Origin of the sequence: Streptomyces sp. MBT65 (assembly GCF_016612545.1) — a bacterium.
Lineage (GTDB): Bacteria > Actinomycetota > Actinomycetes > Streptomycetales > Streptomycetaceae > Streptomyces.
Map to the genome: position 1 here is coordinate 1 of NZ_JAENRY010000156.1, position 23,551 is coordinate 23,551.

The 23,551-nt window shown below is 68.5% G+C and carries 20 protein-coding genes, 1 pseudogene and 1 riboswitch; of the genes and pseudogenes, 10 read left to right on the forward strand and 11 right to left on the reverse strand.

Annotation, left to right across the window (positions count from 1 at the left end):
* The 5 genes and pseudogenes from JHN63_RS30665 to JHN63_RS30685 all read left to right on the forward strand — a co-directional run.
* Positions 1-316, forward strand: a pseudogene (locus tag JHN63_RS30665) (metal-dependent phosphohydrolase); the annotation flags it as partial.
* Positions 317-420: 104 nt separating this feature from the next.
* A complete protein-coding gene (locus JHN63_RS30670) occupies positions 421-1,401 on the forward strand; it encodes a hypothetical protein (RefSeq protein WP_200686745.1) in 981 nt (326 codons plus the stop codon).
* A gap of 149 nt (positions 1,402-1,550) precedes the next feature.
* Positions 1,551-2,201, forward strand: coding sequence for a peptide deformylase (gene def / locus JHN63_RS30675; RefSeq protein ID WP_200686747.1), 651 nt, complete (start codon positions 1,551-1,553; stop codon positions 2,199-2,201).
* A 301-nt stretch (positions 2,202-2,502) separates the two neighbouring features.
* Positions 2,503-3,600: an epi-isozizaene synthase gene (cyc1, locus tag JHN63_RS30680; RefSeq protein ID WP_200686749.1), complete on the forward strand. Its 1,098-nt coding sequence runs from the start codon at positions 2,503-2,505 to the stop codon at positions 3,598-3,600.
* Positions 3,597-4,967: a cytochrome P450 gene (locus tag JHN63_RS30685; protein ID WP_200686751.1), complete on the forward strand. Its 1,371-nt coding sequence runs from the start codon at positions 3,597-3,599 to the stop codon at positions 4,965-4,967. Before cyc1 ends, JHN63_RS30685 begins: the two co-directional genes overlap by 4 nt.
* A gap of 16 nt (positions 4,968-4,983) precedes the next feature.
* Here JHN63_RS30685 and JHN63_RS30690 read toward each other — a convergent pair whose 3' ends face one another.
* Positions 4,984-5,946, reverse strand: a complete 963-nt coding sequence (locus JHN63_RS30690) for a GlxA family transcriptional regulator (RefSeq protein ID WP_200686753.1) — start codon at positions 5,944-5,946, stop codon at positions 4,984-4,986.
* A gap of 93 nt (positions 5,947-6,039) precedes the next feature.
* Between JHN63_RS30690 and JHN63_RS30695 the strand changes: the two genes are divergently transcribed.
* Positions 6,040-6,198 carry a hypothetical protein gene (locus tag JHN63_RS30695; protein ID WP_200686780.1) on the forward strand — a complete coding sequence of 53 codons (159 nt, stop codon included), beginning with the start codon at positions 6,040-6,042 and terminating at the stop codon, positions 6,196-6,198.
* Here JHN63_RS30695 and JHN63_RS30700 read toward each other — a convergent pair.
* The 10 genes from JHN63_RS30700 to JHN63_RS30745 all read right to left on the reverse strand — a co-directional run bounded on the left by JHN63_RS30700 (position 6,173) and on the right by JHN63_RS30745 (position 18,659).
* A complete protein-coding gene (locus tag JHN63_RS30700) occupies positions 6,173-6,640 on the reverse strand; it encodes a hypothetical protein (protein WP_200686754.1) in 468 nt (155 codons plus the stop codon). The two genes, JHN63_RS30695 and JHN63_RS30700, sit on opposite strands and share 26 nt — an antisense overlap.
* A 127-nt stretch (positions 6,641-6,767) precedes the next feature.
* Positions 6,768-8,852: a putative Ig domain-containing protein gene (locus JHN63_RS30705; protein WP_200686756.1), complete on the reverse strand. Its 2,085-nt coding sequence runs from the start codon at positions 8,850-8,852 to the stop codon at positions 6,768-6,770.
* Positions 8,853-9,179: 327 nt separating this feature from the next.
* Positions 9,180-10,193, reverse strand: a complete 1,014-nt coding sequence (locus tag JHN63_RS30710; protein WP_200686758.1) for a ribonucleotide-diphosphate reductase subunit beta — start codon at positions 10,191-10,193, stop codon at positions 9,180-9,182.
* Positions 10,193-12,616: a ribonucleoside-diphosphate reductase subunit alpha gene (locus JHN63_RS30715; RefSeq protein ID WP_374222957.1), complete on the reverse strand. Its 2,424-nt coding sequence runs from the start codon at positions 12,614-12,616 to the stop codon at positions 10,193-10,195. The genes JHN63_RS30710 and JHN63_RS30715 overlap by 1 nt, the downstream gene beginning before the upstream one ends.
* Before the next feature lie 122 nt (positions 12,617-12,738).
* A riboswitch (cobalamin riboswitch) is annotated at positions 12,739-12,876 on the reverse strand.
* 39 nt (positions 12,877-12,915) lie between these two features.
* Complete coding sequence (locus tag JHN63_RS30720) at positions 12,916-13,422, reverse strand: GNAT family N-acetyltransferase (RefSeq protein WP_200686760.1); 507 nt, start codon at positions 13,420-13,422, stop codon at positions 12,916-12,918.
* Positions 13,423-13,516: 94 nt separating this feature from the next.
* Entirely contained in the window at positions 13,517-15,118 is a 1,602-nt protein-coding gene (mctP, locus tag JHN63_RS30725) for a monocarboxylate uptake permease MctP (RefSeq protein WP_200686762.1), read from the reverse strand.
* Complete coding sequence (locus JHN63_RS30730) at positions 15,115-15,378, reverse strand: DUF3311 domain-containing protein (RefSeq protein WP_200686764.1); 264 nt, start codon at positions 15,376-15,378, stop codon at positions 15,115-15,117. The genes mctP and JHN63_RS30730 overlap by 4 nt, the downstream gene beginning before the upstream one ends.
* A 137-nt stretch (positions 15,379-15,515) precedes the next feature.
* Positions 15,516-15,716 carry a YbdD/YjiX family protein gene (locus JHN63_RS30735; protein ID WP_200686766.1) on the reverse strand — a complete coding sequence of 67 codons (201 nt, stop codon included), beginning with the start codon at positions 15,714-15,716 and terminating at the stop codon, positions 15,516-15,518.
* A complete protein-coding gene (locus tag JHN63_RS30740) occupies positions 15,688-17,826 on the reverse strand; it encodes a carbon starvation CstA family protein (RefSeq protein ID WP_200686768.1) in 2,139 nt (712 codons plus the stop codon). The genes JHN63_RS30735 and JHN63_RS30740 overlap by 29 nt, the downstream gene beginning before the upstream one ends.
* Positions 17,827-17,894: 68 nt before the next feature.
* Positions 17,895-18,659, reverse strand: a complete 765-nt coding sequence (locus JHN63_RS30745; protein WP_019072168.1) for a GntR family transcriptional regulator — start codon at positions 18,657-18,659, stop codon at positions 17,895-17,897.
* A gap of 309 nt (positions 18,660-18,968) precedes the next feature.
* Here JHN63_RS30745 and JHN63_RS30750 point away from each other — a divergent pair, with 309 nt between their 5' ends.
* From JHN63_RS30750 to JHN63_RS30765, 4 genes are all read left to right on the forward strand, one after another.
* Positions 18,969-20,255: an extracellular solute-binding protein gene (locus tag JHN63_RS30750; RefSeq protein WP_200686770.1), complete on the forward strand. Its 1,287-nt coding sequence runs from the start codon at positions 18,969-18,971 to the stop codon at positions 20,253-20,255.
* 133 nt (positions 20,256-20,388) lie between these two features.
* Positions 20,389-21,375 carry a carbohydrate ABC transporter permease gene (locus JHN63_RS30755; RefSeq protein ID WP_200686772.1) on the forward strand — a complete coding sequence of 329 codons (987 nt, stop codon included), beginning with the start codon at positions 20,389-20,391 and terminating at the stop codon, positions 21,373-21,375.
* Complete coding sequence (locus tag JHN63_RS30760) at positions 21,372-22,235, forward strand: carbohydrate ABC transporter permease (protein WP_200686774.1); 864 nt, start codon at positions 21,372-21,374, stop codon at positions 22,233-22,235. The genes JHN63_RS30755 and JHN63_RS30760 overlap by 4 nt, the downstream gene beginning before the upstream one ends.
* Positions 22,236-22,243: 8 nt before the next feature.
* On the forward strand, positions 22,244-23,551 hold a 1,308-nt coding region (locus tag JHN63_RS30765; protein WP_200686776.1), incomplete at its 3' end, for a glycoside hydrolase family 3 protein.

Sequence of the window (23,551 nt, forward strand, 5' to 3'; positions counted from 1 at the left end):
GTACGACGGCCCCGCCGAGCAGCGCTATCCGCCGCTGCTCGGCGGGGCCGTCGTACGGCAGACCGGGGTGAGTCCTCAGGTGGCGGCCGTCGTGGAGCGGCAGGCCGACCCGTGCCGGGAGCAGCCGCTCTCCGCGCGGATCGTCCGGGCCGTGAACGCGTACGAGGAGAAAACCCGGGCAGGCGGCCCCGGCGGGCCTCTCCGCGCGCTGGAGGAGCTGCGGCTGGGGACCGCCGGGGACTACGCTCCCGAGGTCGTGGAAGCACTGGCCCGGGTACTGTCCCGGGACTGTCTGACCTTGCCTTCGGCTGGGTAACCCATGGGTAATGAGCGGCCTCCCAGCCGTACGTGGTTGGATGCGAAGAAGAGGGTGTCCGGGGGCGTGGCCAGCCCACTGAACGGAACTGGCAGGCGGGAATCGTGAGGATCTTCGGCAAGGGACGGCACCGGCCCTCCGCCTCCTGGCGGCAGGCCACCGACCGCGCGTTCACGCTGATCGGCGACGGTCGGTACGAGGACGCGGGCGCGCTGCTGACACGGGCCGCCGATCTGGAGCCCTGGCTGTCCGAGTCGTGGTTCAACCTCGCCCTGTTGCACAAGTTCCGGCACGACTGGGAGCAGGCCCGGGCGGCCGGGCTGCGGGCCGTCGCGCTGCTGGAGCGGGAGGCCGGGGCGCCCGACTGGTGGAACGTGGGCATCGCGGCCACCGCGCTGCAGGACTGGCCGCTGGCCCGGCGGGCCTGGCAGGCGTACGGGCTGCGGGTGCCGGGCGGGGTCACCGGTGCGGGTGAGCCGGCCGGCATGGACCTCGGCAGCGCGGCCGTACGGCTGTCTCCCGAGGGCGAGGCCGAGGTGGTGTGGGGGCGGCGGCTGGATCCGGCGCGGATCGAGGTGCTGTCGATTCCGCTGCCCTCGTCCGGGCGGCGGTGGGGTGAGGTCGTGCTGCACGACGGGGTGCCGCACGGAGAGCGGACGACGGCTGCCGGGCACTCGTACCCCGTGTTCGACGAGATCGAGTTGTGGGCGCCGTCTCCTGTGCCTACGTGGGTGGTGCTGCTGGAGGCCGCGGCCGAGGCCGACCGGGACGCGTTGGAGCAGTTGGCGGCGGATGCGGGGTTCGCGGCGGAGGACTGGTCGTCTTCGGTGCGGTTGCTGTGTCGGATGTGCTCGGAGTCCCGGATGCCGTCCGATGAGGGTGACGGGGAGCATCTTGATCCTCATGATCACAGTGAGCCGGGGCATCCAGGGCCGTTGGGGCATCGGACGGATGGGCAGCTGTGGGTGCCGGAGCGGGAGTGTGGGCTTGCGGCCCCGGCGTCGCTCGTCCGAGGGCTGTTGGACGGGTGGGTTGCCGACAGCCCTGATTCTCGGGACTGGCGGGATCTGGAAGAGGTCTGCTGAGGACTGCTTTCCGCTGCGGGTTCGTTGTCGCTAGGTGCGCCCCGCGGCGGAGCCGCAGATATGCACAGCCCCGCGCCCCTAAAGGGCATCCACGTACCCTGTGTCTGCAACATCTCCCCCCGTTCTACCTAGGAAGGCTTACGTCCGTCATGGCGCAGCAGGACACCGATCAGCAGCACGTGGGCGTGCTTCCCGTGGATGACGACGGGTTTGTCGTCGACACCGAGGGGACCGAGGAGCGTGAGGCGGCCTGGCGGGAGCGGGGGGTCTCGCGGGCGATCACGGTCGTCGGGAATCCGGTGCTGCACAAGGAGTGCAAGGACGTCACCGAGTTCGGCGCGGAGCTGGACACACTGGTGGCGGACATGTTCGCCTCGCAGCGGACCGCCGAGGGCGTCGGTCTCGCCGCCAACCAGGTCGGCGTCGACCTGAAGGTCTTCGTCTACGACTGCATGGACGACGAGGGCAAGCGGCACGTCGGTGTCGTCTGCAATCCCAAGCTCGTCGACCTGCCGGCGGAGAAGCGGCACCTGGACGAGAGCAACGAGGGGTGCCTGTCCGTGCCCACCGCGTACGCGCCGCTCGCACGGCCCGACTACGCCGAGGTGACCGGGCAGGACGAGCAGGGCAACCCGATCAAGGTCCGCGGCACCGGCTACTTCGCACGGTGTTTGCAGCACGAGACCGATCACCTCTACGGCTACCTCTACATCGACCGGCTCTCCAAGCGCGACCGCAAGGACGCCCTGCGGCAGATGGCCGAGAACGAGCCCCGCTACCCCGTGGTCGCCAACGACTGAGTCGACCACCGAGTCCCAGAGACGATCACCACCCCCTTCCGTACGGCGTCTGTTCAGGTGCACCTCCCTGACCAGGCGCCGTTCGTCTGTCCCTCGCACATTCGATCGTTTTCGTTCGTCTAGTGATCCAGAATCGGTCACGCAAGGGGGGATTCTCGGCACTTGGGGGTAGTGAAGGGAGCAAATCCGTTCCCAGAACGGTCAGTTGTGGTGCTGAATGGGAAGTGCGGGGATACGCAACGGCGCACGCCCGGCACAGCGGGAGGGGCGTGCGCAACTGGCGGCTGAGAGGGGTTTGTTCGTGCCTGCTTTCTCACACAGCACCACATCGACGACGGCAACGGTAACGACGGCGATCACGGTTCCACCGTCGCTCTCTCTCCCGGCGATCGAGGCGGCGTTTCCCCGGCAACTGCATCCGTATTGGCCGAGGCTCCAGGAGAAGACTCGCGTCTGGCTGCTGGAAAAGCGCCTCATGCCGGCGGACAAGGTAAGGGAATATGCCGACGGTCTTTGCTACACGGACCTGATGGCCGGGTACTACTTGGGCGCACCGGACGAGGTGCTCCAGGCGATAGCGGACTACAGCGCGTGGTTCTTCGTCTGGGACGACCGCCACGACCGGGACATCGTGCACGAACGGCCGGACGCCTGGCGGCGGTTGAGGTTCCGGTTGCATGCTGCACTGGATTCACCCAGGCACCATCTGCTCCACCCGGATCCCCTGGTCGCGGGGTTCGCCGACAGCATGATGCGGATCTACTCGTTCCTCCCCGACACCTGGAACGCGCGGTTCGCCCGGCACTTCCACGCGGTCATCGAGGCCTACGACCGTGAATTCCGCAATCGCACCGAGGGGACCGTCCCCACGGTCGAGGAATATCTCGCACTGCGCCGGCTCACCTTCGCCCACTGGATCTGGACCGATCTGCTGGAGGCGAGTGCGGGGCTCGAACTCCCGGACAGTGTGAGGAAACACCCGGGATATCGGCGGGCGGCGCTGCTCAGTCAGGAATTCGCCGCCTGGTACAACGACCTCTGTTCGCTGCCCAAGGAAATCGCGGGCGACGAGGTACACAATCTCGGGATCAGTCTCATCAAGCACGAGGGGCTGACTCTCGAGGAATCCGTCGCCGAACTGCGGCGCCGTATCGAGGAATGCATAGCCGATTTCCTCGACGCGGAACAGGAGACCTTATGTCTCGCCGACCGGCTCGACGACGGCACCGTGCACGGAATGGAACTGAGCGCCACCGTGCGGACCTGCCTCGGCAATATGCGGAACTGGTTCAGCACCGTCTACTGGTTCCACCACGAGTCCGGCCGTTACCGGGTCGACAGCTGGGACGACCGGTCCACACCCCCGTACGTCAACAACGAAGCGGCAGGTGAGAAATGACCGTCGAGTCCGTGAAGCCCGCTCCCCCCGGGGCGCCGGAGCTGCTGGAGCCGCCCCTCGCGGGCGGCGGGGTCCCGCTGCTCGGCCACGGCTGGAAGCTGGTCCGTGACCCGCTGGCCTTCATGGCCCAACTCCGGGACCACGGCGAGGTCGTCCGGCTCCGCCTCGGTCCCAAGACGGTCTACGCCGTCACCGCGCCGGCCCTCACGGGCGCCATGGCGCTGGATCCCGACTACATCATCGCGGGCCCGCTGTGGGAGTCCCTGGAGGGACTGCTCGGGAAGGAAGGGGTGGCCACCGCCAACGGACCCACCCACCGGCGTCAACGGCGCATCATCCAGCCCGCGTTCAAGCTCGACGCGATCCCCGCCTACGGCCCGATCATGGAGGAGGAGGCGCACGCGCTCACCGAACGCTGGCGGCACGGCGGGACGATCGACTGCACCTCCGAGTCCTTCCGGGTCGCCGTGCGGATCGCGGCCCGCTGTCTGCTGCGCGGCGACTTCATGGACGAGCGCGCCGAGCGGCTGTGCGTCGCGCTCGCCACCGTCTTCCGGGGCATGTACCGGCGGATGGTGGTACCGGCCGGACCGCTCTACCGGCTGCCCCTTCCGGCCAACCGCGAATTCAACCGGGCGCTGGCCGATTTGCATCTCCTGGTCGACGAGATCGTGGCCGAACGCCGGGCATCTGGTCAAAAGCCGGACGATTTGCTGACCGCCTTGCTGGAGGCCACGGACGACAATGGCGACCCGATCGGGGAACAGGAGATCCACGACCAGGTCGTCGCGATCCTCACCCCTGGAAGCGAAACAATCGCGTCCACGATCATGTGGCTGCTCCAGGTCCTCAGCGAACACCCGGAACACGGCGACAAGGTGCACGAAGAGGTCCAGACCGTGACGGGTGGGCGTCCGGTGGCATTCGACGACGTCCGCAAGCTGAGCCACACCAACAATGTCGTCGTCGAGGCGATGCGGCTGCGCCCCGCCGTATGGATATTGACGCGACGGGCGGTCGCCGACACCGAACTGGGCGGCTATCGGATTCCGGCCGGGGCCGACATCATCTACAGCCCGTACGCGATCCAGCGCGACGCGCGTTCGTATGCGCACAACCTGGAGTTCGACCCCGACCGCTGGCTTCCCGAACGGTCCAAGGACGTACCGAAGTTCGCCATGAGCCCGTTCAGCAACGGCAACCGGAAGTGTCCCAGTGACCACTTCTCGATGGCCCAACTGAGCCTGGTCACGGCCGCGGTGGCGACGAAGTACCGCTTCGAGCAGGTGTCCGGCTCGAACGACACCACCCGCGTCGGCATCACGCTGCGCCCGCACCGGCTGCTGCTCAGGCCCGTGCCCAGGTGAGGTGACGGGCGTACGTTCAGGCGGCTTCCGGGCCCCTGAACGTGCGCCGGTAGGCGTTCGGGGTGGTACCCAGGGCGCGGACGAACTGATGGCGCAGGGCGGGTGCGGTGCCGAAGCCGGCGCGCCAGGCGATCGTGTCCATCGTCTCGTCCGTCCCCTCCAGCAACTGCTGTGCCAGCAGCACCCGTTGACGCAGGATCCAGCGGTACGGCGTGGTCCCGGTCTCCTGCTGGAAGCGGCGGGCGAAGGTCCGCGGCGACATCAGGGCACGGGCGGCGAGCTGTTCGACGGTGACCTCCTGGTCGAGGTGCTCCGCCATCCACACCAGCACCTCGCCCACCGTGTCGCACTGCGAGCGCGGCAGCGGCCGTTCGATGTACTGGGCCTGTCCGCCGTCGCGGTGCGGCGGCACGACCATCCGCCGGGCGATCGCGTTGGCGACCTCCGGCCCCTGCTCCTTGCGCACGAGGTGCAGACAGGCGTCGATGCCGGCCGCGGTGCCGGCCGAGGTGATCACCGGGTCCGCGTCGACGTAGAGCACGTCCGGCTCCACGAGGATCTTCGGATACCGCTCGGCGAGCAGCTCCGCGTGGTGCCAGTGCACCGCGCACCGCCGCCCGTCCAGCAGCCCGGCGGCGGCCAGCACGAAAACCCCCGAGCAGACACTGAGCACCCGGGCGCCCCGGTCCACGGCCCGCCGCAGCGCGTCGAGCAACTCCTCCGGGTACTCCCGCGCCGCGTAGGTCGCACCGGCCGGTACGGCGATCAGGTCCGCGCTCTCCAGCCGCTCCAGCCCGTGTCGGACGGCCAGCGAGAAGCCCGCGTGGGTGGAGAGCGTCGGCCCCTCGGCCGAGGCGACGGCGAAGTCGTAGACGGGCAGGCCCTCGTCGCTGCGGTCGAGGCCGAACACCTCGCAGACGACGCCGAGTTCGAAGGGATGGACTCCGTCGAGCAGGACGACGGCCACATTTCTCAGCATGCGGCCAGTGTGCGCCCTGAGTGGCAGTAAATCGAGGGTGTACGGCAGTCCTGCCACTCACGGTAAGGAGCTAAGTGGACGAGACTCATGTCCATGAATACAGCCATGGACAACCTCATCGCCCTCCTGTCCGTCGCCGGCATCATCCTGGCCGTGACCTTCCCGTCGCTGCTCGGCATCGCGCACGACCGCCGCGTCGACCGGCAGATCCGGACCGCTCACCGGCTCATGACGTCGACACCACGACGGTGACCGACCATTCCTGAATGCCCTTGCACGAGATCTTGTGCGGAGCGGTCGCACACAGCGGCCGGGACGAGCTGAGCTTCACGGTCCCGGCCGAGACCGCCTCGTACGCGTTGCTCGCGTCGCCGGGCCGGATCAGGATCCCGCTGTTGGTGGCCTTCAGGCCGCTGCCCACCGTTTTGACCGGCGCCCAGGGCCGGGTGGTCGTGCCGTCCAGCAGGATCCGCATGGTGTTGCCGGTGGTCAGACAGAACGTGCCGTTGCTGTCGGTGGCGGCGAGCGTCTCCTTCGCCGTACAGGCCGCGTGGCTCTTGCTCGGTGCGGGGGACCGGGACGGGGCCGGCGACACACTGCCGCTGCCGGTGTCGGACTTCGTGCCGCCGCAGCCCGTGAGGGCCAGTGCCAGGGTGGCGACGGCGAGGGACGGACCGAGAATCGATCGGCGCATGGGGGGCCTCCTTTGTCCCTTTGACGTGTCTCGGTCGTATCCGGATCCCCCGTGAACTGTGAAGTATTCGTGGACATGACAGAGCCCCGACCGCTGCGAGACGGCCGGGGCTCAGCTCATGAGGAGGTCAGCCGGTCGTGACGGCGGTGTCGTCGACGACGAAGCTGGTCTGGAGCGAGGAGTCCTCGACTCCGCTGAACTTCAGGGTGACCGTGGTGCCGGCGAAGGCCGACAGGCTGAAGGACTTCGCGACGTACCCGGTGGCCGCGTTGAGGTTGGAGTAGGTGGCCAGGGTGGTCGATCCGGCGGTGACCGTCAGCTTGTCGTACGCCGTGCTGGTGCTGGTCTCCGCGGTGTCGACGTGCAGGTAGAAGGTGAAGGTGGTGGCCGTGCAGCCGCTCGGGACCGTCACCGACTGGGACAGCGTGTCGGTGTGGGTCGAGCCGTAGCCGTCGAGCCAGGCCTTGTAGGAGCCGGTGCGGGCCGCCTCGCTGCTGGAGTTGGTGATGACCCCGCTGCTCGCGGTCCAAGTGGTGTTGCCGGACTCGAAGCCCGCGTTGCCCAGGAGCTGGGTCGAGGTGCAGGAGCCGCCGCCGGAGGTGCTGACCGTCCAGGTGAAGGAGGCCGAGCCGGAGGCGCCGGTGGAGTCGGTCGCGGTCACCGTCACGGCGTAGGTGCCGGCGGTGGACGCGGTGCCGGAGATCAGCCCGGTCGAGCTGCTGATCGACAGACCGGTCGGCAGTCCGCTCGCGCTGTAGGTGAGGGTCGCGCTCGCGCTGTCGGTGGCCGAGATCTGGAGGCTGGCCGTGGAACCGGTCGCGGTGGACTGGCTGCCCGGGTTGGTGACGGTCACCGTGTTGCCCGTGGTGGTGCCGGAGGTGAAGGCGGCGGTGCCGTCCGGGGTGCCCCAGCCGGTCGGGCCGTCGTAGCCGGTGCCCGCGGTGCAGAAGTACGAGGTCGAGCAGGTGCCGTTGTTGCCGCTCGTGACGTCGTACAGGTTGCCGGTGTGGGAGTAGGGGTACTTCGCCGGGTAGTCGCTGGTGCCCGGGGTGCCGGCCAGCGCGTAGACGCCCGCGATGATCGGGGACGAGGCGCTGGTGCCGCCGTAGACCGCCCAGCCGGAGCCGCCGTAGGTGTCGTAGACGGCCACGCCGGTGGCGGGGTCGGCGACGGCGGAGACGTCGGCCTCCATGCGCTTGGTGCAGCCCGTGTCGGTCTGCCAGCTCGGCTTCGCGTCGTAGGCGGAGCAGCCGGAGCCGCCGCCCTCGGTGCTGCTGGTCTTCCACACGGACTCGGTCCAGCCGCGGGTGTTGGAGGAGGTCGACAGCGCGGTGCCGCCGACTGCCGTCACGTACTGGGACGTTGCCGGGTACTCGGCGCCGTAGGCCTCGTCGCCGGAGGAGACGGTGATCGCGACGCCCGGGTGCTTGAAGTACGAGGTGTCCTCGGAGGTCTGCGAGGAGGACTCGGAGCCGCCCCAGCTGTTGGAGACGAACTTCGCGCCCAGGGCGACGGCCTCGTTCTCGGCGGTGCCGAGGTCGGAGTCGGTGGCCGAATTGGCCTCCACCAGGATGATGTTGCAGTTCGGGCAGACCGCGCTGACCATGTCGATGTCGAGCGCTTCCTCGCCCGCCCAGCCGGTGTCGTTGGACGGCAGGGACGTGGTCGAGCCGGTCTGGCTGACCTGCTTGAAGCAGCCGCTGGCCACCGTGCAGGCCGACAGGCCGAAGTTGGAGCGGTAAGTGGCCAGGTCCGAGGCCGCGTTGGGGTCGTTGTACGCGTCGACCACCGCGACCGTCAGGCCGGAGCCGCCGGTCGAGGGGAGCGCGTACGCGCTGTGCAGGTTGGCCGGGCTGAGCCCGGAGACCGCGGCCGCGGCGTCCGCGTGCACGGCGGCGGCCAGCTTCTGCTTGATGTCGGTGCGCCGCTGGGCGAAGCAGGACACGTGACCGGGGGTCGCGGCGGCGCACAGGTGCTCGGTCGGCACCTTCTGGCCGGCCTTGCCGGTCGCGTGGACGGCCTGGGCCGCGGGGGACGTCAGGGCCTTGGAGTTCTGGGTGACCTTGGAGACCTGGGCGGACTGGGTGGTGGCGTGGGGGACCGTCTGCGCACCGGCGGGCGTAGCGGCCACCAGGCCGAAGACGCTCAGGGCGAGGGCGGGTATGGCGGCGCTCAGCAGTCTTCGCAGGCTTCGTCTGGGCTTCTCACGCATGGGGGTACTGCCTCCGTCGAGTCGATTGGAGTGGGGTTCCTCGGCGTGGTGGCAGGCCTGTGACGCGCGTAGCGGCGGCGTTGAACGTCGTCATGGGCATGACACTTGGAACGTTCTGAAGGGCGCTCTGTGATGCCGTTGTGCATGGCATGGACAGGACGGGCAGAACGTAGCCGGGGCGGCACGACCGCGAACAGATACCCCTCAAGAACTTTGCCGCCCCATAGAAACTCCATGGACGGCCCATGGAAGCTCCATGGGCCGTCCGCGAAGTAAGAGGCAGATAAAGGGGCTCGGGTGCCTTCTGGGCGACCGTCCGCCGGGGACCTAGAAGTCCTCGTCCAGGTCGACCGTGCCCTCCACCGCCACTTGGTACGCCGACGGGCGGCGCTCGAAGAAGTTGGTCAGCTCCTGGACACCCTGCAACTCCATGAAGGAGAAGGGGTTCTCGGAGCCGTAGACCGGCGCGAAGCCCAGTCGCTGGAGGCGCTGGTCCGCGACGCACTCCAGGTACTGGCGCATCGAGTCGGTGTTCATGCCCGGCAGACCCTCACCGCACAGGTCGCGCCCGAACTGCAGCTCCGCCTCGACGGCTTCGCGCAGCATGTCGGTCACCTCCTGCTGGAGTCGGTCGTCGAAGAGCTCCGGCTCCTCCTTGCGGACGGTGTCGACGACCTCGAACGCGAAGCTCATGTGCATGGTCTCGTCGCGGAACACCCAGTTGGTGCCGGTGGCCAGACCGTGCAGGAGACCCCGGCTGCGGAACCAGTAGACGTACGCGAACGCGCCGTAGAAGAAGAGACCTTCGATGCACGCGGCGAAGCAGATCAGGTTGAGGAGGAAGCGGCGGCGGTCGGCCTGGGTCTGGAGGCTGTCGAGCTTCTCGACCTCGTTGATCCACTTGAAGCAGAACTCGGCCTTCTCGCGGATGGAGGGGATGTTCTCCACCGCGTCGAAGGCGGCCGCCCGGTCCGCCGGGTCAGGGAGGTAGGTGTCGAGGAGCGTCAAGTAGAACTGGACGTGCACCGCCTCCTCGAAGAGCTGGCGGCTCAAGTAGAGCCGCGCCTCGGGGGAGTTGATGTGCTTGTACAGGGTCAGCACGAGGTTGTTCGCCACGATCGAGTCGCCCGTCGCGAAGAACGCGACCAGCCGGCCGATCATGTGCTGCTCACCCGGCGTCAGCTTCGCGAGGTCGGCGACGTCCGAGTGGAGGTCGACCTCCTCGACGGTCCAGGTGTTCTTGATCGCGTCCCGGTAGCGCTCGTAGAAGTCCGGGTAGCGCATGGGGCGGAGGGTCAGCTCGAAGCCCGGGTCGAGAAGGTTCTTGGCTTCGGTGGTCATTACTGGCAGGCCTCGCAGGACTCGGGGTTCTCAAGGGAGCAGGCGACCGCGTCTTCGTCGGGCGTCGACTGCTGTACGGGGACGGTGGGTTGGGCCTGGGCCGCGCGGGCGATGCGGGTCGCCGGGCGGGAGCGCAGGTAGTACGTCGTCTTCAGGCCCTGCTTCCAGGCGTACGCGTACATCGAGGAGAGCTTGCCGATCGTCGGCGTCTCCAGGAACAGGTTCAGGGACTGGGACTGGTCCAGGAACGGGGTGCGGGCGGCGGCCATGTCGATCAGACCGCGCTGCGGGATCTCCCAGGCCGTGCGGTACAGGGCACGGACCTCGGCCGGGATCCAACTGAACTCCTGCACCGAGCCGTTGGCGTCCCGCAGGGCCTCCCGGGTGCGGGCGTCCCACACGCCGAGCTGCTTCAGCTCGTTCACCAGGTAGGAGTTGACCTGGAGGAACTCGCCGGACAGCGTCTCGCGCTTGAAGAGGTTCGAGACCTGCGGCTCGATGCACTCGTAGACGCCCGCGATGGACGCGATGGTGGCGGTGGGCGCGATCGCCAGCAACAGGCTGTTGCGCATGCCGACTCGGGCGATACGTTCCCGCAGGGCCGCCCAGCGCTCCGGCCAGGTCAGCTCCACGTCGTAGTGGTCGGGGTGCAGAACACCCTTCGCCGTACGGGTCTTCTCCCAGGCCGGGAGCGGGCCGTTGCGCTCGGCGAGGTCGGCGGAGGCCTCGTACGCGGCGAGCATGATGCGCTCGGCGATCCGGGTCGAAAGGGCCTGCGCCTGCGGGGAGTCGAAGGGGACGCGGAGTTTGAAGAAGACGTCCTGGAGGCCCATAGCGCCCAGACCCACCGGGCGCCAGCGGGCGTTGGAACGGCCCGCCTGCTCGGTCGGGTAGAAGTTGATGTCCACGACACGGTCGAGGAAGGTGACGGCGGTGCGGACGGTCTCGTCCAGCCGCTCCCAGTCGATGTCACCCTCGACCACGAACGCGCCCAGGTTCACCGAGCCCAGGTTGCAGACCGCCGTCTCGCCGTCGTCCGTGACCTCCAGGATCTCCGTGCAGAGGTTCGAGGAGTGGACGGTGTGGCCCGGCTCGGCCGTCTGGTTGGCGGTGCGGTTGGCCGCGTCCTTGAAGGTCATCCAGCCGTTGCCGGTCTGCGCGAGGGTGCGCATCATGCGGCCGTAGAGGTCACGGGCCGGGATGGTCTTCTTGGCGAGGCCCTGCGCCTCGGCCTTGCGGTAGGCCGCGTCGAACTCGTCGCCCCACAGGTCGACCAGCTCGGGCACGTCGGCGGGGGAGAACAGCGACCAGATGCCGTTCTCGTTCACCCGGCGCATGAACTCGTCCGGGATCCAGTGCGCCAGGTTCAGGTTGTGCGTACGGCGGGCGTCCTCACCGGTGTTGTCCCGCAGCTCCAGGAACTCCTCGATGTCGGAGTGCCAGGTCTCCAGGTACACCGCGGCCGCGCCCTTGCGTCGGCCGCCCTGGTTCACCGCGGCGACCGAGGCGTCCAGCGTCTTCAGGAACGGGACGATGCCGTTGGAGTGCCCGTTCGTGCCCCGGATCAGCGAACCGCGGCTGCGGATGCGGGAGTACGACAGTCCGATGCCGCCGGCATGCTTCGAGAGACGGGCGACCTGGTGGTAGCGGTCGTAGATGGAGTCCAGCTCGTCCAGCGGGGAGTCGAGGAGGTAGCAGGACGACATCTGGGGGTGCCGGGTACCGGAGTTGAAGAGCGTGGGGGAGGAGGGGAGGTAGTCGAGGCGGCTCATCAGGCGGTAGAGCGCGGCGACTTCGTCGAGCGCGCGGGTCGAGTCGTCCTCGGCCAGACCGCTCGCCACGCGCAGCATGAAGTGCTGGGGGGTCTCGATGACCTTGCGGGTGATCGGGTGGCGGAGCAGGTAGCGGCTGTGCAGGGTGCGCAGGCCGAAGTAGCCGAAGCGGTCGTCGGCCTCCGTGTCGATCAGCGCGTCGAGGCGGGCCGCGTGCAGCCTCGCGAACTCGGCGGTGCGGTCCGCGATGAGGCCCTCGCGGTGGCCCACGGCGACGGACTCGGTGAACGTCGTGACGCCCTGCGAGGCGGCCTCGGCGGCGATGCTGATCGTCAGCAGCCGGGCGGCGAGCCGGGAGTAGACGGGGTCCTCGGAGATGAGACCGGCGGCGGCCTCCGTGGCCAGTTCGCGCAGTTCCGTCACGTCCGCGCGCGCGGACCGGCCGCGCAACGTGGCGGCGGCGACCCGGCCGGGGTCGGCGTCGGGAAGGTCGGCGGTCAGCTCGGTCAGGGTCCGCAGGATCGCGGTACCGGGGCCGTCGGCGTCCTGAACGGCCGTTCCGGGAACGTCGGTTCCGGGTCCGGTCACGGTCGCCGCGGTCGCCTCGTTCGCCTGGGTCGCTGATGCCGGCTCTGCTGGCGCGATGGTCACGGTGGGGCTCTCCCTCGCTCGGCACGGGGCCTTGCGGAGGGCAGGCGGCAGCTCGCGAGCACGGGGCGTCGCGTCCACCGGCCCACTCCACGAGGCCCGGACGTCATACGCCCTGACCGGGTGGCCGGGCGCGCGCCGTCGGCAGGTCCTCGGACTGACCAGGCGTGCATATGCACGCAAGTACACCGTTGCGGGACAGTTCCGGATTCGCACCGGATTCCCCTGCGGCGACAGCGAGCACGAGCATACATCTTGTGCTCGCCCGTCACGCCACCACCAGATGTTGTGTCGCGGTGGTTTCAGAGCGTCAGCTGGTAGGTGAGCAGAGTGAGATCGTCCAGGTGTGGCACGGGATTCCAGTCCCGGTCGGGTGTGCGGACGAAACCCAGACGTTCGTAGATGCGATGGGCCGCGTGCATGGAGGACTGGGTCGACAGGACCACGGCTGTGCAGCCCTCCGTGGCTCGGGCGCGGTCGAGGCAGGCGCGGACGAGAGCCTCTCCGGCACCGCGGCCGCGGGCGGCGCGGGCGATCGCCAGTGCGCGGATCTCCGCCTCGCCGGGGCGGGCTATGTCGGCGACGGGGCCGGGGCCGGCGACGAAGGTGACTCCGCCGAGGAGATGGTCGCCCTCCACGGCGACGAGGACCTCTGCGGCGGCGGCTCGGCCTGCCACGTCCTTCAGCACGGGGAGGTACGGGTCGGCCTCGCCGTAGTCGAGGAGGCCGTCGTCCAGGTAGGCGTGGGCGGTGAGGGTGCCGAGGGGTTCGTACTCGTCGGGGCGGGCTTGCCGGATCACGATGTCCATGGGAGCGAGTGTGCCGGAGGGGTACGACAACGGGCCGCCGGTTTTCTCGCTGTCGGCGGCCCGCTGCGGGTTCGTCGTGGCTGGTCGCGGGGGATCAGTGACCGGCGATCACCGGGAGCTCCTCCTTCACCCCCGGGTCGCCCGCGTCCGCCGTGTAGTCCGCGGGGTTCGTCTCGTCCACGCCCTCCGGGGCCTTCAGGGCCTTCAGTACGAAGGTCAGGACCACCGTGACCACGACGTTCAGGACGAACGCCGTCAGGCCGATGTAGCCGATCTCGCCGATGCCGGGGATCTCCTTGGACGAGCCGCCGAAGTGATCCTGGGTCGGCGAGGCGACCCCGTACGCCGCGAGGGTGCCGTAGAGCATGCCGACCGCCCAGCCGGCGAGGAGGGCCCAACGGTGGAACCAGCGGGTGAAGAGGCCGCCGACCAGGGACGGGAAGGTCTGGAGGATCCAGATGCCGCCCAGGAGCTGGAAGTTGATCGCCACCGTCTTGTCCATCGTCAGGACGAAGGCCAGGGCGCCGACCTTCACCAGCAGCGAGACGATCTTGGAGACCTTGGTCTCCTGGGCCGGGGTCGCGTCCGGGTTGATGAAGTCCTTGTAGATGTTGCGGGTGAAGAGGTTCGCCGCCGCGATGGACATGATCGCCGCTGGGACGAGCGCGCCGATGCCGATCGCCGCGAAGGCCACGCCCGCGAACCAGTCCGGGAACATGTTCTCGAAGAGCTGCGGGATCGCCAACTGCCCGTTGGTGACCTTGACTCCGGCCGCGATCGCCATGAAGCCGAGCAGCGCGAGCAGGCCCAGCATCAGTGAATACAGGGGCAGGATCGTGGTGTTGCGGCGGATCACGTTGCGGCTCTTGGAGGACAGCGTCGCCGTGATCGAGTGGGGGTACATGAACAGGGCCAGCGCCGAGCCCAACGCCAGTGTGGCGTACGTCCATTGGCCCGCCGGGGCCGGTACGAGCCCGCCCGCACCCGCCGCCTTGAACTTGGCTCCCGCCGCGCTGAAGATGTCGTCGAAGCCGCCGAGCTTGATCGGGATGTAGATGATCGCCACCGTGATCACGATGTAGATCAGGCCGTCCTTCACGAACGCGATCAGCGCGGGCGCGCGGAGGCCGGACGAGTAGGTGTACGCGGCGAGCACGGCGAACGCGATCAGCAGCGGCAGGTCCTTCACGAACCAGTTGGAGTTCGCGCTGCCGCCCACGCCCATGACGTCCAACACGGCCTGGATGCCGACCAGTTGGAGCGCGATGTACGGCATGGTCGCGAGGATGCCGGTGACCGCCACCGCCAGCGACAGGCTCTTCGAGCCGAAGCGGCCGCGCACGAAGTCGGACGTCGTCACGTATCCGTGCTTGTGCGACACCGACCAGAGGCGGGGCAGGAACAGGAAGATCAGCGGGTACACGAGGATCGTGTACGGCACCGCGAAGAAGCCGGCCGCGCCCGCCGCGTACACCGCCGCCGGGACGGCGACGAACGTATACGCGGTGTAGAGGTCGCCGCCGAGCAGGAACCAGGTGACCCAGGTGCCGAACGACCGTCCGCCCAGGCCCCATTCGTCGAGGCTGTGTTCGTTGTCGGCCCGGCGCCAGCGTGCGGCCAGGAAGCCCAGGACCGTGACGGCCAGGAAGAAGAAGATGAAGACGGCGAGTGCGACGCCGTTCACGCCGTCGTTCACCGGTTACCTCCATGGCGGGCCCGCTGGTCGCGCTGCCACAGCTTGTAGGCGGTCATCGTCAGCGCCGTCGAGATCAGCACCCAGAGCATCTGGTACCAGTAGAAGAACGGGATGCCGATGAACGTGGGGTCCGTCTTGGTGTAGGAGCCGACCCAGAGCAGCGCCACGAAGGGTGCGAACAGGCACACCGCGATGACGACGCGGACCGGGGTCACCACCGGTGCGGCCACTTCGGGCGGAACTTCCGGCACATCTGACATTTCGCGGTCCGTCCCCTCGCAGATCACCTGTGTAACGCGCAGGCAATGTAGGTCACGGAATCGCCGAAGCGAAAGACCCCGTCCGCATATCGTCATGTCGATTCGGTGAAAGCCTGACATCGGTGTCAAAAGCGGGTTCAGCAGCAGCGGAAGCCCTGGCGTGGATCGGCCTCCTGACGGTCCGACCGCATGCGTTCGAAGTCGCGGCGGCTCGGCACCTCCGCGTCCGGATGGTCCCGGCGTACGTGCGCGACATACCGGTCGTAGGCCGACTCGTCGGTCAACTCGCGGACGTACCAACGCACTCCGCTAGTCGCCCGCCTGAGCACCGACCACATCACGTGCCTCCTCCTTCTCCTCCCGGGTCGGGAGCAGCCCGGCCGGTGCCGTGATGTTCGACTCGACGTACGGCGTCTCGCTCAGCGTGGAGAGCGCGGGGCGGCGGACGTGTCGAACGCAGACGCGAAGGGCGTCCGCGATCACGACCACGACCAGCACCGCGAGAATGGCCGAAACCACCCCGTCCACCGTGGAGTTGGTGACGACGGTGTGCATGTCGTCCATCGACTTGGCGGGCGGCAGCACCTTGCCCGCGTCGATCGCGTCCTGGAACACGGACCGTTGCTTGAAGAAGCCGACCTTCGGGTCGCTGGAGAAGACCTTCTGCCAGCTCGCGGTGAGCGTGACCGTCGCGTCCCAGGCGAGTGGAATCCCGGTGATCCAGGCCCACTTGAGGCGGCCGGACTTCACCAGGAGGGTGGTGCAGACGGCCAGCGCGACGGCGGCCAGCAGCTGGTTGGAGATGCCGAAGATCGGGAAGAGCTGGTTGATCCCGCCGAGGGGTTCGTGCACGCCGACCCAGAGGAAGTAGCCCCACAGCGCGCACACGATCGCGCTCGTCAGGACCAGGCCCGGACGCCAACTCACGTTCCTGAACGGCCGATGGACGTTCCCCAGCATGTCCTGGAGCATGAACCGGCCCACCCGTGTGCCCGCGTCCAGCGCGGTCAGGATGAACAGTGCCTCGAACATGATCGCGAAGTGGTACCAGAAGGCGCGTAGGCTCCCGCCGGTGACCTTGGAGAAGATCTCCGAGACGCCGACCGCGAGGGTGGGCGCGCCGCCGGTGCGGGACAGCAGGCTCGCCTCGTCGACGTTCTTCGCGGCCTGGGCGAGGTCGGCGGGGGAGATGTGGTAGCCCCAACTGCCCACCACCTGCGAGGCGTTCTGCACGGTGGCGCCGATCGCGCCCGAAGGGGCGTTCATCGCGAAGTAGAGACCCGGGTCGATGATGCTCGCGGCGACCAGGGCCATCACGGCGACGGACGACTCCATCAGCATCGCGCCGTAGCCGATCATCCTGATCTGGGTTTCCTTCTGGATCATCTTCGGGGTCGTACCGCTGGAGATGAGCGAGTGGAAGCCGGACAGGGCGCCGCAGGCGATCGTGATGAAGACGAAGGGGAAGAGGGAGCCGGCGAACACCGGGCCGTTGCCGTGTTTCGCGAAGTCGGTGACGGCGGGCATCCGCAGGTCGGGCAGGGCGACGACGACCCCGATCGCCAGCAGGGCGATGGTGCCGATCTTCATGAAGGTGGAGAGGTAGTCGCGCGGGGCGAGCAGGGTCCAGACGGGGAGGATCGAGGCGACGAAGCCGTACGCCACCAGCCAGATCACCAGTGTCGAGGGCGCGAGCGTGAAGGTGCCGGCCCAGGACGACTCGGCGACCCAGCGGCCCGCGACCAGGGCGAGCAGCAGCAGGGCCACGCCGATCAGCGAGACCTCGGAGACCCGGCCGGGGCGAAGTACCCGTAGATAGAAGCCCATCAGCAGGGCGATCGGGATCGTCATACCGATGGAGAAGGTGCCCCAGGGGGAGGAGGCCAGCGCGTTCACGACGACCAGGGCCAGCACGCCGAGCAGGATGATCATGATGGCGAAGGTGGCGAGGAGCGCGGCGGCGCCGCCGAAGGGGCCGATCTCCTCGCGGGCCATCTGGCCAAGTGACTTGCCGTCGCGACGGGTTGAGAAGAACAGCACCACCATGTCCTGGACCGCGCCCGCGAAGATGACGCCGACGATGATCCAGATCGTGCCGGGCAAGTAGCCCATCTGCGCGGCCAGTACGGGTCCGACGAGCGGTCCGGCGCCCGCGATCGCGGCGAAGTGGTGGCCCAACAGGACGCGGCGGTCGGTGGGGTGGAAGTCGATGCCGTTGTCGAGGCGTTCGGCCGGGGTGGCCCGGGTGCCGTCCACCTTCAGGACCTTGTACGCGATGAACCTCGCGTAGAAGCGGTAGGCGATGGCGTACGAGCCGAGCGCGGCGGCGACCATCCAGGCGGCCGACACGTTCTCGCCCCGCGCCAGCGCGAGCACGGACCAGCCCGCCGCGGCGACGAGCGCGACGAGGGTCCAGACGACGATGGTTCGGACGTTCGCGGTACGCACCGGGGAGTCCTCCCGTCCATGCGGCGACGGGAGGAACGTAGAGCAACGGGCGTGACTGTGTAAGTCCCCTAGTCCTGTGGGCGCTTGAGTCGCGCCACGAACTTGTACCGGTCGCCCCGGTACACCGACCGCACCCACTCCACCGGCTTGCCCTCCTTGTCGAGGGAGTGGCGGGAGAGCATCAGCATCGGGAGGCCGACGTCGGTGCTGAGGAGGCCGGCCTCGCGCGGGGTGGCCAGCGAGGTCTCGATGGTCTCCTCGGCCTCGGCGAGATGGACGTCGTAGACCTCGGCCAACGCGGTGTACAGGGATGTGTACTTGACCAGCGACCTGCGCAGGGCGGGGAAGCGCTTCGCGCTGAGGTGGGTCGTCTCGATGGCCATCGGTTCGGCGTTGGCCATGCGCAGGCGCTCGATGCGCAGGACCCGGCCGCCGGTGGTGATGTCGAGCAGGTCGGCGAGGGTGTCGTCGGCCGTGATGTAGCCGATGTCCAGGAGCTGCGAGGTGGGTTCGAGGCCCTGGGCCCTCATGTCCTCGGTGTACGAGGTGAGTTGGAGGGCCTGCGAGACCTTCGGCTTGGCGACGAACGTGCCCTTGCCCTGGATGCGCTCCAGCCGGCCCTCGACGACCAGTTCCTGAAGGGCCTGGCGGACGGTCGTGCGCGAGGTGTCGAACTCCGCCGCCAGGGTGCGCTCCGGCGGGACCGGTGTACCGGGCGGCAACGTCTCCGTCATGTCCAGCAGGTGTTTCTTCAGGCGGTAGTACTTCGGCACACGCGCGGTGCGGACGGTGGCCCCACCCTCGTTCTCCGCACTGCTGACGTCGGTGCTCATGCTCCGCCTTTCCGGCTCCGGGCAAGGGTCATTCGGTGATCCCCTCTGTATACCGTCGCCGCCGCTTTTGGTCTAGTCCACAGCGCCAAGTGGTCTAGTGGAGGAGAGTACTCCGGCGCGACTGTTTTCGCTGCCTTCTTACTTAAAGGTTCCTGCATATGTAGGTCCCATAACGGCTGGTCAGGGGTGTTTCGAGGGCCCTTGACAGGTCCACTGGTCTGGTCCAAGCTCCCGGTACTGGTCTACACCATTGGTTCAGGTCCCGGCCCTTGGGCGGGAGGTGTGGCAGGCATCCCTGAGGAGGGTGGCGTGAAGCGCAAGCTCATAGCCGCGATCGGTATCGCGGGCATGATGGTCTCCATCGCGGCGTGCGGGGGCAACGACGACAAGGGCTCTTCGAACAGTGGCGCCGACGCCAAGGAGCTGACCGTCTGGCTCACCGTCGACGCGCAGAACAACTGGCCCCAGCTGGTGAAGGCAGCCGACGCGGCCGTGCAGAAGGCGCACCCCGGCGTCAAGATCAAGCACGAGTACTACGGCTGGCCGGACAAGAACACCAAGCTCGACGCGGTCCTCGCCACCGACAAGGCCCCCGACGTGGTCGAGATGGGCAACACCGAGATGCTGAGCTACATGGTCAAGGGCGCCTTCGCACCCGTCGACCCTGCCAAGTTCACCAACTCCTCCGCCTGGCTCGACGGCCTCAAGGCCTCCGTGACCTACGACGGCAAGACCTACGGCGTCCCCTACTACGCCGGTGGCCGCGTCGCCAACTGGCGTACGGACATCGCCGCTTCGGTCGGCGTGAAGACGCCCCCGACCACCTACACCGAGCTGACCGCCGACCTGGACAAGATCCAGAAGAAGGAAGGCAGCAAGTTCAGCGCCTGGTACCAGCCCACCCGTGACTGGTACGCGGCCATGTCCTTCGTCTACGACGCCGGCGGCGCCATCGCCACCCAGTCCGGCAGCGACTGGAAGGCCAGCCTCTCCTCGCCCGAGTCCATCAAGGGACTCACCGAGTGGAAGTCGGTCATCGACAAGTACATGCACGGCGACAAGACCAAGGACGAGTCCGACCGTTACATCGTCTACGGCCAGGGCAAGGCGTCCATGATCTTCGCCGCCGCGTGGGAGGGCGCGACCGCCGCCGACCCGAAGAACGACAAGACCGGCGGCAAGCTGAAGACCGACCTCGTCAACTTCGTGATGCCCGGCCCGTCCGGCAAGAACATGCCCGTGTTCCTGGGCGGTTCGGACCTGGCCGTCCCGGTCAAGTCCAAGGCGCAGGCGCTCGCCGCCGAGTGGATCAACGCCTTCACCGGTCCCTCCGGCCAGAAGGGCCTGATGGCCAAGGGCAACCTGCCGAACAACAAGACCGACCTCGCGACGCTGAAGACCGACCCCGCGACGGCGGTCCCGGCCACCGCGGCCGAGTCCAACTGGTTCGTGCCGATGGCGCCGGGCTGGGGCCAGGTCGAGAAGGCCCAGGTCCTTCAGACCATGCTGCAGAACATCGGCACCGGCAAGCAGTCGGTGGCGGACGCCGCGAAGGCCGCGGACACCGCGATCGACAAGGTCATCAACACCAAGTGACCTGAGCGCGGGGCCCTGTTGGACGCCATATGCGTCCTCGGGGCAGGGCCCCGCGTCTCGTACGGATTCCACGAGCTGTGCGAATTCCCGTACGAGGTACGGCCGTACGACCTGAGGGATCGCCGAGGAGCGCGTGATGAGTGCCGACACGACCACCCATGCCAAGGTGCCGCCGCCGCGGCAGGCGCCCCCACCGCGCGTCGCCGACGCACCCCGCAGACGGCGGACGGCGAGAGGCGCCGGGGTTCCCTGGCTGCTGCTCGCCCCCTGTCTGCTCATCCTCGGCCTGGTCATGGGCTATCCGCTGGTCCGGCTGGTCACGCTGTCCTTCCAGTCCTTCGGGCAGTCCCAGCTGTGGGGCTTCAAGCCCGCCGAGTGGATCGGCTTCGACAACTTCTCCGGGGTCCTCGGCGACGGCGAGTTCTGGGGCGTCGTCGTCCGCACGATCGTCTTCGCGGCCGGGTCGGTCATCTTCACGATGGTCGCCGGCATGGCACTCGCCCTGCTCCAGCAGAAGGTCTCCGGCTGGATGAAGACCCTCATCAACATTGTCCTGGTGGCCAGTTGGGGCATGCCGGTCATCGTCGCGACCACCGTCTTCAAGTGGCTCTTCGACTCGGACTACGGCATCTTCAACGCGCTGCTCAGCAAGTTGCCCGGCGTCGACATGATCGGCCACAACTGGTTCGCCAGCGGACCGCAGGGCCTGCTCGTCATCATGCTGCTGGTGGTGTGGGGCGCGGTGCCCTTCGTGGTGATCACCCTCAGCGCCGGACTCACCCAGGTCCCCCAGGAGTTGGAGGAGGCGGCCCGCCTCGACGGCGCCGGCGCGTGGGGCGTCTTCCGGTACGTCACCCTGCCCATCCTCAAGCCGATCATCGTGATGCTCACGACCCTGTCGGTGATCTGGGACATGGGCGTCTTCCCCCAGGTGTTCGTGATGCGCGGCGGCCACCCGGAGGCCGACTTCCAACTCCTGAGCACCTACTCGTACGACCGCGCGTTCGTCGTCAACGACTACGGGCAGGGCTCGGCGATCGCCCTGGTCACCGTGGTGCTGCTGCTCGGTGTCGTCGCCGTCTACATGCGTCAGATGCTTCAGATCGGAGAGGTCGAATGAGCGCGCTCACGACCGATGCGCCCCGCACACCGACCGGCGGGCGCAAGAAGTCCAAGCTCGGCTGGAACCTCGTAGGCCTGCTCGTGTTCGTCGTCGTCGGCTTCCCGCTCTACTGGATGCTCGACACGGCGTTCAAGCCGGCGCGGGACGCCATCGACCCGGACCCGAGCCTGCTGCCCACCGGTATCACGCTCGACAACTTCCGCCGGGCGCTGGACATCGCCGACTTCTGGGGCCCGGTCGGCCGCAGCCTCATCGTGTCCCTGTCGGTGGTCGTGATCGGCGTCGTCGTCGGCCTGCTGGCCGCGCTCGCCATCTCCCGCTTCGCCTTCCGCGGCCGCAAGATCGTGATCGTCGGCATCCTCGCGGTCCAGATGGTCCCGCTGGTCTCGATGATCATCCCGGTCTTCCTGCTGCTGAACGACCTCGACCAGTACGACAAGCTCTCGGGCCTGGTCATCACGTATCTGACCTTCATCCTGCCGTTCACGGTGTGGACCCTGCGCGGCTTCATCGTCAACATCCCGAAGGAACTGGAGGAGGCGGCCATGGTCGACGGCTGCTCCCGCACCGGCGCCTTCATCCGCGTGGTCTTCCCGCTGCTGGCCCCCGGCATGGTCGCGACGTCGGTCTACGGCTTCATCCAGGCCTGGAACGAATACCTCTACGCCCTCATGCTGCTCAGTCAGGAGCACCAGACGGCGACCGTCTGGCTCGGCAACTTCACCACCAAGCACGGCACCGAGTACGCCCCGATGATGGCCGGCGCCACGATGATGGCCGTGCCGATCGTCGTCCTGTTCCTCATCGTCCAGCGCAAGATGGCCGCGGGGCTGACCGCGGGCGCTGTGAAGGGATAACGCCACCGATGACGACACTCGCCAGCGGTACAGACACCCTGACGCGCGACGCCCTCACCGTCCTGCAACCGGGCTTCCCCGGCACCACGGCCCCCGACTGGCTGCTGCGGCGCCTCGGTGAAGGCCTGGCGTCCGTCGGCCTGTTCGGCCGCAACATCGCCTCACCGGAACAACTGTCCGCTCTCACTGCCCAGTTGAGGTCGGAACGGGACGACGTTCTGGTCGCGATCGACGAGGAGGGCGGCGACGTCACCCGGCTGGAGGCCCGCACGGGCTCCTCGTTCCCCGGCAACCACGCGCTGGGCGCGGTGGACGACGTGGACCTGACGAGGGCGGTGGCCCACGAGCTGGGCCGCAGACTCGCCGCCTGCGGCGTGAACCTGAACTGGGCTCCCTCCGCGGACGTGAACTCGAACCCCTCCAACCCGGTCATCGGGGTCCGATCCTTCGGCGCGGACCCGGAGTTGGTCGCCCGGCACACGGCGGCCTACGTCTCCGGCCTCCAGTCGGCGGGCGTCGCGGCCTGCACGAAACACTTCCCGGGCCACGGGGACACGGCGGTCGACTCCCACCACGCGCTGCCGCGCATCGACGCCGAGCAGTCGGTCCTGGAGGAGCGCGAACTCCTCCCGTTCCGCGCGGCCATCGCCGCCGGCACCCGTGCGGTGATGAGCGCCCACATCCTGGTCCCCACCCTGGACCCGGAGCACCCGGCCACCCTCTCCCTCCGCGTCCTGACCGACCTCCTCCGCGGCCGCCTCGACTACGACGGCCTCATCGTCACCGACGGCATGGAGATGCAGGCCATCGCCGCCACCTACGGCATCGAACGCGGCAGCGTCCTCGCGATAGCCGCCGGCGCCGACGCGATCTGCGTGGGCGGCGGCCTCGCGGACGACGAGACGGTACGACGACTGCGGGACGCGCTGGTGGGGGCGGTCCGCTCGGGCGACCTGCCGGAGGAGCGCCTGGCCGAGGCGGCGGAACGGGTACGGGGGTTGGCCCGGTGGGCGACCTCCGCTGCGCGGATTGCGCGGAGCGGCTCTGCGGGCGCTCCGGCGGTTGCGCAAGAAGCCCCCGCCCCCGCGCCGGACGTGACGCGCGTCGACGTCGGCCTCGTCGCCGCCCGTCGTGCCCTCACGGTCACCGGCGCAGACGGTTTCACTCCCCTCACCGAAGCGCCCTACGTCGCTCTCCTCGCCCCCGTCGCCAATATCGCCGTAGGTGACGAGACGCCCTGGGGTGTGGGTGCGGAGCTCGCGCGGCTGGTGCCCGGTACGGAGTCGGGGGGCTTCGCCGGGGAGGGCGCGGGGCAG